This window comes from Halorhodospira neutriphila, from assembly GCF_016584055.1.
Lineage (GTDB): Bacteria > Pseudomonadota > Gammaproteobacteria > Nitrococcales > Halorhodospiraceae > Halorhodospira > Halorhodospira neutriphila.
Genome location: NZ_NRSH01000106.1, coordinates 1 through 9,275, shown reverse-complemented (window position 1 = coordinate 9,275; position 9,275 = coordinate 1). Strand labels below are relative to the sequence as shown.

General features: G+C 74.8%; 12 protein-coding genes, 1 tRNA gene and 1 pseudogene. 5 read left to right on the top strand and 9 right to left on the bottom strand.

What is annotated here, in order from left to right; translation table 11 throughout:
- From CKO13_RS09195 to CKO13_RS09155, 9 genes are all read right to left on the bottom strand, one after another.
- On the bottom strand, positions 1-244 hold a 244-nt coding region (locus tag CKO13_RS09195; RefSeq protein ID WP_200259885.1), incomplete at its 3' end, for an ankyrin repeat domain-containing protein.
- Positions 241-1,380 carry a glutamate 5-kinase gene (gene proB, locus CKO13_RS09190; protein ID WP_200259882.1) on the bottom strand — a complete coding sequence of 380 codons (1,140 nt, stop codon included), beginning with the start codon at positions 1,378-1,380 and terminating at the stop codon, positions 241-243. The genes CKO13_RS09195 and proB, both read right to left, overlap by 4 nt.
- On the bottom strand, positions 1,367-2,419 hold the full coding sequence (gene cgtA, locus CKO13_RS09185) for an Obg family GTPase CgtA (RefSeq protein ID WP_200259878.1): 1,053 nt from the start codon (positions 2,417-2,419) through the stop codon (positions 1,367-1,369). Before cgtA ends, proB begins: the two co-directional genes overlap by 14 nt.
- 95 nt (positions 2,420-2,514) lie before the next feature.
- On the bottom strand, positions 2,515-2,772 hold the full coding sequence (rpmA, locus tag CKO13_RS09180) for a 50S ribosomal protein L27 (RefSeq protein WP_200259875.1): 258 nt from the start codon (positions 2,770-2,772) through the stop codon (positions 2,515-2,517).
- Positions 2,773-2,786: 14 nt separating this feature from the next.
- A complete protein-coding gene (rplU, locus tag CKO13_RS09175; RefSeq protein WP_200259872.1) occupies positions 2,787-3,101 on the bottom strand; it encodes a 50S ribosomal protein L21 in 315 nt (104 codons plus the stop codon).
- Between the two features lie 51 nt (positions 3,102-3,152).
- A tRNA-Pro gene (locus tag CKO13_RS09170) sits at positions 3,153-3,229 on the bottom strand.
- Positions 3,230-3,238: 9 nt separating this feature from the next.
- Positions 3,239-4,210, bottom strand: a complete 972-nt coding sequence (gene ispB, locus CKO13_RS09165; protein WP_200259869.1) for an octaprenyl diphosphate synthase — start codon at positions 4,208-4,210, stop codon at positions 3,239-3,241.
- Positions 4,211-4,268: 58 nt separating this feature from the next.
- Positions 4,269-4,763 (bottom strand): hypothetical protein, encoded by a 495-nt coding sequence (locus tag CKO13_RS09160; protein ID WP_200259865.1) that lies wholly within the window; start codon positions 4,761-4,763, stop codon positions 4,269-4,271.
- Between the two features lie 41 nt (positions 4,764-4,804).
- A complete protein-coding gene (locus CKO13_RS09155; protein ID WP_200259862.1) occupies positions 4,805-6,142 on the bottom strand; it encodes a DUF3422 family protein in 1,338 nt (445 codons plus the stop codon).
- Positions 6,143-6,243: 101 nt separating this feature from the next.
- Here CKO13_RS09155 and cobU point away from each other — a divergent pair, with 101 nt between their 5' ends.
- The 5 genes and pseudogenes from cobU to CKO13_RS09135 all read left to right on the top strand — a co-directional run.
- Positions 6,244-6,867, top strand: coding sequence for a bifunctional adenosylcobinamide kinase/adenosylcobinamide-phosphate guanylyltransferase (cobU, locus tag CKO13_RS09150; protein ID WP_200259859.1), 624 nt, complete (start codon positions 6,244-6,246; stop codon positions 6,865-6,867).
- A pseudogene (locus CKO13_RS09145) lies at positions 6,821-7,538 on the top strand (nicotinate-nucleotide--dimethylbenzimidazole phosphoribosyltransferase); the annotation flags it as partial. The gene cobU and the pseudogene CKO13_RS09145, both read left to right, overlap by 47 nt.
- A gap of 1 nt (position 7,539) precedes the next feature.
- Positions 7,540-7,909: nicotinate-nucleotide--dimethylbenzimidazole phosphoribosyltransferase (locus tag CKO13_RS12770; protein WP_242467971.1), on the top strand; the 370-nt coding region annotated here is incomplete at its 5' end.
- Positions 7,906-8,535 carry a histidine phosphatase family protein gene (locus tag CKO13_RS09140; RefSeq protein WP_200259853.1) on the top strand — a complete coding sequence of 210 codons (630 nt, stop codon included), beginning with the start codon at positions 7,906-7,908 and terminating at the stop codon, positions 8,533-8,535. The genes CKO13_RS12770 and CKO13_RS09140, both read left to right, overlap by 4 nt.
- On the top strand, positions 8,532-9,275 hold a 744-nt coding region (locus tag CKO13_RS09135; RefSeq protein ID WP_338034620.1), incomplete at its 3' end, for an adenosylcobinamide-GDP ribazoletransferase. The genes CKO13_RS09140 and CKO13_RS09135, both read left to right, overlap by 4 nt.

Genomic DNA, 9,275 nt, shown 5'->3' with positions numbered 1-9,275 from the left:
GCAGCGCCTCCGGGCGGCCCTGGATCGCGGCGTGGTGGAGCAGGGTCCGGCCGGCGCGGTCGCCGGCATCGGCCTCGGCGCCGGCCGCGAGGGCCTCCTCCAGGGCGGCCGTATCGCCCTCGCGCAGGGCGCTGAAGGCCTCCCCCTGGTGCGGGATCCACTGCCAGCCCCCGCAGCCGGCGCCGAGGGCGGCCAGCGCCGCCCCGGCGAGCAGTGCCGGCAGCCTGCGGGCGCGCCCCATCACGCCGCCGCGGCGGTGACGACCATGTTGTCGCGGTGGATGAGCTCCGGCTCGTCGAGGTAGCCGAGCACGGCCTCGATCTCCGCGCTCGCCAGCCCGCGGATGGCCCGGGCCTCGGCGGCGCCGTAGTTGGCCAGGCCGCGGGCCACCTCGCGCCCCTCCGGGTCGAGGCAGACCACCATCTCGCCGCGCGAGAAGCCCCCCTCCACCGCGACCACGCCCACCGGCAGCAGGCTCTTGCCCGACTCCCGCAGGGCCCGGGCCGCCCCCGCGTCCAGCCGCAGCCGCCCGGCGGTGCGCAGGTGGCTCGCCAGCCACTGCTTGCGCGCCGCCAGCGGCTCCTGATCGGGGATAAAGAGCGTCCCCAGCCCCGGCTCCGCGGCGGCCAGGCGCTCGATCACCCGCGGCTCGCGGCCGTCGGCCACCGCCGTATAGGCGCCGGAGCGCGCCGCCCGCGCCGCCCCCTGGACCTTGGTCTGCATGCCGCCGCGCCCGAGGGCCCCCGGGCCGGCGCCGCAGAGGGCCTCGAGGGCCGGATCCCCGGCCCGCACCTCGGTGAGCAGGCGGGCGTCGGGGTCGCCCCGCGGGTCGCGGTCCATGAGCCCGGGCTGGTCGGTCAGGATGGCCAGCGCCTCGGCCTCGACGAGGTTGGCCACCAGGGCGGCCAGGGTGTCGTTGTCGCCGAAGCGGATCTCGTCGGTGACCACCGTGTCGTTCTCGTTGACCACGGGGACGACCCCCAGGCGCAGCAGCTCGCGCAGGGCGCTGCGGGCGTTGAGGTAGCGGCGCCGGTCCGAGAGGTCGTCGTGGGTCAGCAGGACCTGCGCCGTCTGCAGGCCGTGGTGCGCCAGGGCCTCGGCCCAGGCGTAGACGAGCCCGCTCTGGCCGCGGGCGGCGGCGGCCTGGAGCTGGTAGACGGCCCGCGGGCGCTGCCGCCAGCCGAGCTGCTGCATGCCCTCGGCCACGGCGCCGGAGGAGACCACCGTCACCTGCCGCCCGGCCTTGCGCAGGGCGGCGACCTGCTCGGCCCAGGCGGCGATACGGCGGCGGTCGAGCCCCCGGCCCTCGTCGGTGACCAGGGCGCTGCCGACCTTGATCACCCAGCGCTGGGCCTGGGCGAAGGCCTCACGCCGGCTCACTGCCCTCCTCCCGGTCCTGCTCCGCCTCGTGCTCCCGCTCCAGCTCGGCCATGACGTCCTGGCACAGCGCCGCGACCCCCTCGCCGGTCAGCCCGGAGATGCCGTAGGCCGGCCCCTCCCAGCCGAGCTGCGCGGCGATCTCGCGGACCCGCTCGGCGCGGCGCTCCGCGGGCAGGGCGTCGATACGGTTGACCACCAGCCAGCGCGGCTTGGCCGCCAGCGCCGGGCTGAACGCCTCGAGCTCGCCGAGCAGCGTCCGGGCGTCGGCGGCCGGCTCCCCGCCCTGCTCCTCGGCCACGGCGTCGACGAGGTGGAGCAGCAGCCGGGTGCGGCTCAGGTGCCTGAGGAAGCGCACCCCGAGCCCGGCGCCGTCCGCCGCCCCCTCGATGAGCCCGGGGATGTCGGCGACGACGAAGGCGCGCTGGGGCGCCAGGCGGACGACGCCGAGCTGCGGGTAGAGGGTCGTGAACGGGTAGTCCGCCACCTTGGGCCGCGCTGCGGAGACCGCGCGCAGGAGGGTCGACTTGCCGACGTTGGGCAGCCCGAGGAGGCCGACGTCGGCGAGCAGCTGCAGCTCCAGGCGCAGCTCCCGGCGCTCGCCGGCGCCGCCGGGCACGGACTGGCGCGGCGCGCGGTTGGTCGAGCTCTTGAAGTGGAGGTTGCCGAGCCCGCCGCGCCCGCCGGCGGCGACCCGCAGGCGCTCGCCGGCGGCGGTGATATCGCCGATGAGCTCGTCGGTCTCGGCGTCGAAGACGAGGGTGCCGACGGGCACGTGGAGCACCCGGTCGGCCCCGGAGCGGCCGGTGCACTGCCGGCCCTGGCCGCTCTCGCCGCGCTCGGCGGCGAAGCGCCGCTCGTGGCGGTAGTCGACGAGGGTGTTCAGGCCCTCGTCGCCCTCGAGGTAGACGCTCCCGCCGCGGCCGCCGTCGCCGCCGTCCGGGCCGCCGTAGGGGACGTACTTCTCCCGCCGGAAGCTGACGCAGCCGTCGCCGCCGTCACCGGCGTGTACCGCGAGGGTCACCTCGTCGACGAATCGCATGGCCTCTGCTCACCCGCGGGGCGCCCGCCCCGCTACGAAAAAGCCCCGCGCGGCGGCGGGGCTCGAGGAGTACCGCGTTCAGGCGGCCGCGCCGATCAGACGGCCTCGATGCGCACCTGCCGGCGCTGGGCCGGCCCCTTGCGCTCGAAGACCACCCGGCCGTCGCGCTTGGCGAAGAGGGTGTAGTCCTTGCCGACGCCGACGTTGTCCCCGGCGTGGAAGTGGGTCCCGCGCTGGCGCACGATGATGCTGCCGGCAGGGACGCTCTCGCCGCCGAAGCGCTTGACGCCGAGGCGCTTTGACTGGGAGTCGCGGCCGTTCTTGGTGCTGCCGCCTGCCTTCTTGTGTGCCATGCCTGGATCCTCCCTCAGCCGGCGCGCACGCCGGTGATCTTGACCTTGGTGTACGGCTGGCGGTGACCGTGGTGGCGGCGGTACCCCTTGCGCCGCTTGAACTTGGTCACCTCCACCTTGCGATTGCGGCCCTGCTCGAGCACCTCGGCCTGGACGCCGGCGCCGTCGACCTGCGGCTGACCCACCTGGACGTTACCGCCCTCGCCGACCATGAGGACCTCGTTGAGCTCGACCGTCTCACCAACCTCGGCCGGCAGCTTCTCGACGCGCAGCACGTCCCCCTCGGAGACGCGGTACTGCTTCCCGCCGCTTCGGATCACCGCGTACATCGGCGTCGTGCTCCTGTGCTCTAGAACGCTATGGGACTGAACTCGATTGATTGGTCGGGGTGGCAGGATTTGAACCTGCGGCCCCTGCCTCCCGAAGGCAGTGCTCTACCAAACTGAGCTACACCCCGATTGTGGTGCTACGTCGTCCGCGACACCGACCCTTGCGCCAGCTCGACCAAGGCGTCGCGCCACGGTGTCCGCGAGAGCGTGGCGGTCAGCCGCTCGACGGCCTGATCGACCTCCGCCTCAGCGAGTTGCCTAGTATATTCAGCCGCCCCGGTCTTTTCAATCGTCCGCGCCACCGCCTCCATCTGCTCGAGGCCGCCGGAGGCGATGGCCTCGCGGATCAGCGCCCGCTCGGCGGGCTCGGCCTGGCGCATGGCGTGGATCAGGGGCATGGTCGTCTTGCCCTCGGCGAGGTCGTCGCCGACGTTCTTGCCGATCTCGGCGGCGTCGCCGCTGTAGTCGAGGGCGTCGTCGACGAGCTGGTAGGCCGTGCCGAGGTGGCGGCCGTAGGCGGCGAGGGCCTCGCAGGCCGGCTCGTCGAGCCCGGCGAGCACCGCGCCGTTGCGGCAGCCGGACTCGAAGAGGGTCGCCGTCTTGCGGTAGATCACCTGCCGGTAGTCGGCCTCGCCGATATCCGGCTCGTGAACGTTCATCAGCTGCATCACCTCGCCGCGGGCGATGGTGTTGGTCGTCGCCGCCATGATCTGCAGCACCGGCAGCGACTCGAGCTCGACCATCATCTCGAAGGCCCGCGTGTAGAGGAAGTCGCCCACGAGGACGCTGGCCTCGTTGCCCCAGATGGTGTGCGCGGTCTGCTGGCCGCGGCGCATCTCGGAGCTGTCGACGACGTCGTCGTGGAGCAGCGTGGCGGTGTGGATGAACTCGATGACCGCGGCGAGCTGGATGTGGTCCCGCCCCGCGTAGCCGCAGGCCCGGGCCGCGAGGAGCACGACCAGGGGCCGCAGGCGCTTGCCGCCGCTGTGGACGATATAGTGCCCGAGCTGGTTGATCAGCACGACATCGGAGGAGAGCCGCTGCTCGATGAGCCGGTCAACCGCCGCCAGGTCGTCGGCGGCAAGCTCGCGGATGGCATCAAGGTTCATGGACGGGCGTGGTCCCTCTGTGAAGCTGGCTGGATCGTAGGGAGGGCCGGGACCGGTGTCAAGCTCGCGGCGCCCGGGCCGTGCGCCACAGCGACCAGAGCAGCGCCGCGGCGGCGAGCGGGGCCGCCTGCACCGCGAGCAGCGCCAGCGAGGGGCCGATCTCGGCGCCCCAGTCCCGGATCGGCGCCGCCCCGAGGAGGCTGTAGGCGCCCAGCCGCTCCTGCCAGTGGCTGATCTGCTCGGCGGCGACCACCTCGCCGCCGGAGACCAGCGGCGGCAGCCCGTAGCGGCCGCCGACCCACGGGTAGACCAGCGCCGGCATCGCCCAGCTCCCCCAGGCGCCGGCCCCGCGCAGCAGGGCCCGCCCCCGCTGCTCCGGCCGCCGCCCGGCGGCGTAGAGCGTGGCCGCGGCGATGGCGATAAAGCCCGGCCACAGCGGCCACCACGCCGACCAGGTCGCCGCCACCGGCGCGGCGACGAGCGGCCCGGCGGCCACGGTCACCGCCGCCAGCGGGATGAGGGCCACCGCGGCCGTAAGGACTCCCCTATTCATGTGCGCCCTCCGGTAAAGCCGTGGAGAAGGCCGCTCAAGGCTCAAGCCTCCTGCTGCCGGGCGATGCGGGAGCGGACGTAGCGGATCAGCAGCCAGATGGCGAAGACGACGACCGGCACCAGCGCCCCCTTGATAAGCCCCGGGCGCAGCGCCAGCCCCGCCTCGCTGGCGGCCTCGAGGAGGTAGCCGACCAGCCCCAGGGCGTAGTAGCTGATGGCGGCCACGGAGAGCCCCTCCACCGTCTCCTGGAGGCGGAACTGCAGGTCGGCCCGCCGGTTCATGGAGTCGAGCAGGTCGCGGTTCTGCGCCTCGAGGGCCACGTCGACCCGGGTGCGCAGCAGGTCGCCGGCCCGGGAGATGCGCTCCGAGAGCGACTCGCGGCGCTCGGCGGCGGCCTCGCAGGTGCGCATGGCCGGCTCCAGGCGCCGGCCCATGAACTCCTGGATGGTCTGCAGCCCCTGGATGCGCTGCTCGCGCAGGTCCTCGATGCGCCGCCGGACGATGGCGTGGTAGGCGCGGGCGGCGTGGAAGCGGTAGTTGGTGGTGTTGCCGATGCGCTCGGTGTGCGCCGCCAGCTCGGTCAGCCGCGAGAGCATGGCGTGCTCGTCGGGCTCGTGGTCGGAGCGGGTCATGCGCTCGGTGATCCCCGCCAGGCGCTCCTCGAGGTCGTTGAGCTCGGGGTTGAGCTGCCGGGCCAGGGGGAAGGCGAGCAGCGCCATCATGCGGTAGGTCTCGATCTCCAGCAGCCGCTGCACGGCGCGCCCGGCCTGGCGCTCGCGGAGGTTGACGTCGCGCATCAGGATCCGCGAGAAGCCGTCGTCGTGGATGCGGAAGTCCGTCCAGACCCGCGCGGCGCCGCCGCTGATATGGCTGCCGACGATGGTGTTGCCGCCGAACAGCGAGACCAGGGCCTCGCTCGAGCGCGGCGGCGCCCACGACGGCTCCAGGGCGAGGTGGATGGCGACGATCCGGCTCCCCGGCAGGGCGGCCAGCCAGTCCGCCGGCAGCAGCTCCAGGGGCGGGGCGGCGAAGGGCGCCTCGAAGCCCTCCTCGACGAAGAAGGTGTAGGTCGACAGCTCCGTGCGCCGCTCCCACTTGAGCCGGAACGGCCCGAAGTCCGCCGACAGGTGCTGCGCCCCCGGCTCCGGCGGGGCGACGCCGTAGCGCTCGCAGAGGGCGGCCACGGCGGCCCGGTCGGCCTCCGCGCCGTGGCGGCCGGAGAACATCCCCAGGTGGCTGGCGCGCGCCGGGGCCCGCAGGGTCTCGTAGGGGCGGGCGTGGACCTCGTCGTTGATCTCCTGGCGCAGGGGGTGGTCGTTGTAGGCGCCGGAGGCGTGGCCCGCCTCGAAGGGTGGATCGGCCGGTCTCGTCAGCGTCATACTCGCGTGCTCGGCTCCTGGCGCGGCGAGGGATGGGGCACCGTCGGGTTGCCGCTAAAGGGTATGGTATCCTCCCCGGGCCGTTCCAGGGGTAGACGAGAATGCGCGAGCTCATCCTCGGCGGCGTCCGCTCCGGCAAGAGCCGCTACGCGGAGCGGCGGGCCGCGGAGCGCACCGACGATGTCACCTACATCGCCACCGCCCGGGCCGACGGCGATCCGGAGATGGCGGAGCGGATCGCCGCCCACCGGGCGCGGCGGCCGGCGCACTGGCGCACGGTCGAGGCGCCGGACGACCTGGCCGGGGCGCTCGAGGCGAGCTGCGCCCCGCAGCGGGCGGTCATCGTCGACTGCCTGACCCTGTGGCTGAGCAACCAGCTCAGCGCCGCCGGGGAGCCCGACCCCGACCGGCTCCGCCGCCAGCGCCAGCGGCTGCTCGCGGCGCTGGAGCGGGTGCCGGGGGACGTCCTGCTCATCGGCAACGAGACCGGGCTCGGCGTCATGCCGCTCAACGCCCTGGCGCGGCAGTTCTGCGACGAGGCCGGCGCGCTCCACCAGGAGCTCGCCGCACTCTGTGACGAGGTAACCTGGACCATCGCGGGAATCGCCCAGAAGATCAAGAACAACAACAAGGAGCGTGATCGCGTCCTTCCCCCCAGTGACCGATCAGGAGAAACCAGTGAAAGGAACCCATTGGCTGACCGACCCGGTTCTCAGCAGCAGTGAGGCCCACCGCCGCGAGGCGCAGCAGCGCCAGGACCAGCTCACCAAGCCCCCCGGCTCCCTCGGCCGGCTCGAGGCGCTCGCCGTCCAGCTCGCGGGCCTGCAGCGCACCCACCACCCGAGCGCCGACCCGGCGCGCATCTGCCTGTTCGCCGCCGACCACGGCGTCGCCGTCGAGGGCGTCTCCGCCTTCGACGCGGTGGTCACCATCCAGATGATGGACAACTTCGCCGCCGGCGGGGCGGCGATCTCCGTGCTCGCCGACGAGGTGGGCGCCGGGCTCGAGCTCGTCGACGTCGGCACGCACTACCCCGGCACGGTCCCCGACGGCGTGCGCGACGAGCGCATCGCCGCCGGGACGGCGAACATGCGCCGCGAGCCGGCGATGACCCCCGAGCAGTTCACCGCCGCCCTCGACCGCGGCCGGGCGGCCGTCGACCGGGCCGCCGACGCCGGGGTCCGGATCTTCATCGCCGGGGAGATGGGCATCGCCAACACGACGGCCGCCGCGGCCCTCGTCGGCGCCCTGCTGCACAAGCCCGCGCCCGGGGTGGTCGGCCCCGGGACCGGGCACACCCCCGAGGGGCTGCGCCACAAGGCCGACGTCGTCGACGCGACCCTCGACCTCCACCGCGGCGAGCTCGGCGACAGCGGCGCCCTCCTCGACCCGTGGGNCCCGTGGGAGGCCGGCCGGCGCGTCGGCGGCCTGGAGCTCGCGGCGATGAGCGGCGCCTACCTGCGCTGCGCCCAGCGCGGGCTCGCCATCCTCGTCGACGGCTTCATCAGCGGCGCGGCGGCCCTGCTCGCCGAGCGGCTGAGCCCGGGCACGCGGGAGTGGATGATCTGCGGCCACAACTCCGCCGAGCCCGGCCACAGCCGGGTCATCGCGGCGCTCGACAAGCGCCCGCTGCTCGACTTCGGCATGCGCCTCGGCGAGGGCAGCGGCGCGGCAACCGCCCTGCCCCTGCTGCGCACCGCCTGCGCCGTCCACAACCGGATGGCCACCTTCGCCGAGGCCGGCGTCACGCCGGAGGGCGAGCCGTGAGGCCGCCGATCCAGGGCGAGGAGACCTGGGTCGACCTCCTGCGCCACGGCGAGCCCGAGGGCGGGCGGCGCTACCGCGGCGCCCAGGACGACCCGCTCAGCGAGCGCGGCTGGCGGCAGATGCACGCCAGCGGCATCGAGGGGGCGCAGCTGACCGGCGTGGTCAGCTCGCCGCTGCGCCGCTGCCGCGCCTTCGCCGAGCGCCTCGCCGCCGAGCGCGGCCTGGCGCTGGAGGTCGAGGCGGGCTTCCGGGAGATCGGCTTCGGCGACTGGGAGGGCCTGACCCCCGCCGAGCTCCACGAGCGCGACCCCGAGGGGCAGGCCCGCTTCTGGGCCGACCCGGTGGGCCACCCGCCGCCGAACGCCGAGCCGATCACCGACTTCCAGGCGCGGGTGGTGGCGGCCTGGGAGGCGGCGCTCGAGCGCCACCGGGGCGGGCACCTGCTGCTCGTCGGCCACGGCGGGCTCATCCGGGTCGTGCTCTGCCACCTGCTCGGCATGCCGCTGGCGGCCTTCAACCGGCTCTACGTCCCCTACGCCGGGGTCAGCCGGGTGCGGGTCGAGCCCGGGGCCGACCCCACCCTCTACTTCCACAATCGCGCCAGCCTCAAGGAGGGCGAGCGGTGAACCTGCGTCCCCTGCTAATGGCCATCGGCTTCCTGACCCGGCTCCCCGTCCCGGCGGTGGCGCCGCGCAACGAGCAGGAGTCCGGCAGCGCGCTGATCGCCTACCCGGTCGTCGGCGCCCTGCTCGGCGCCCTGCTCGCCCTGCTCGCGGCGGCCACCGCGGCGCTGCCGGCGCTGCTCCAGGCCGCGCTCATCGTCGCCGCCTGGGTCGCGCTCACCGGCGCGCTCCACCTCGACGGCCTCGCCGACGCCGCCGACGCCTGGGTCGGCGGGCTCGGCGACCGCGAGCAGACCCTGGCCATCATGAAAGACACCACCTGCGGGCCGATGGCCGTCACCGCCATCGCCGTCGTGCTCCTGCTCAAGCTCGGCGCCGTGGCCGCCCTCGTCGAGGGGGCCTGGCTGGCCATCCCGGCGGCGGTCGTCGCCGGGCGGGCCGGGCTGACGGCCCTGCTGCTGACCACCCCCTACGTCCGCCCCGGCGGGATCGGCGAGGCGCTGAGCCGCCACGCCCCGCGCGGCCCGTCGCTGCTCAGCGCCGCCGCGCTCACGGCCGCGGCCGCGCTGCTCGCCGGCTGGAGCGGCGTCGCGGCGATCGCCGCGGCGGTGGCCGCGCTGGCCCTGGCGCAGCACGCCATGATCCGGCGCATCGGCGGGACCACCGGGGATACCGCCGGCGCCGCCGTCGAGCTCACGGAGACCGCCGCGCTGATCGGCGCCGCCGCCGCGGCGGCCCTCGCC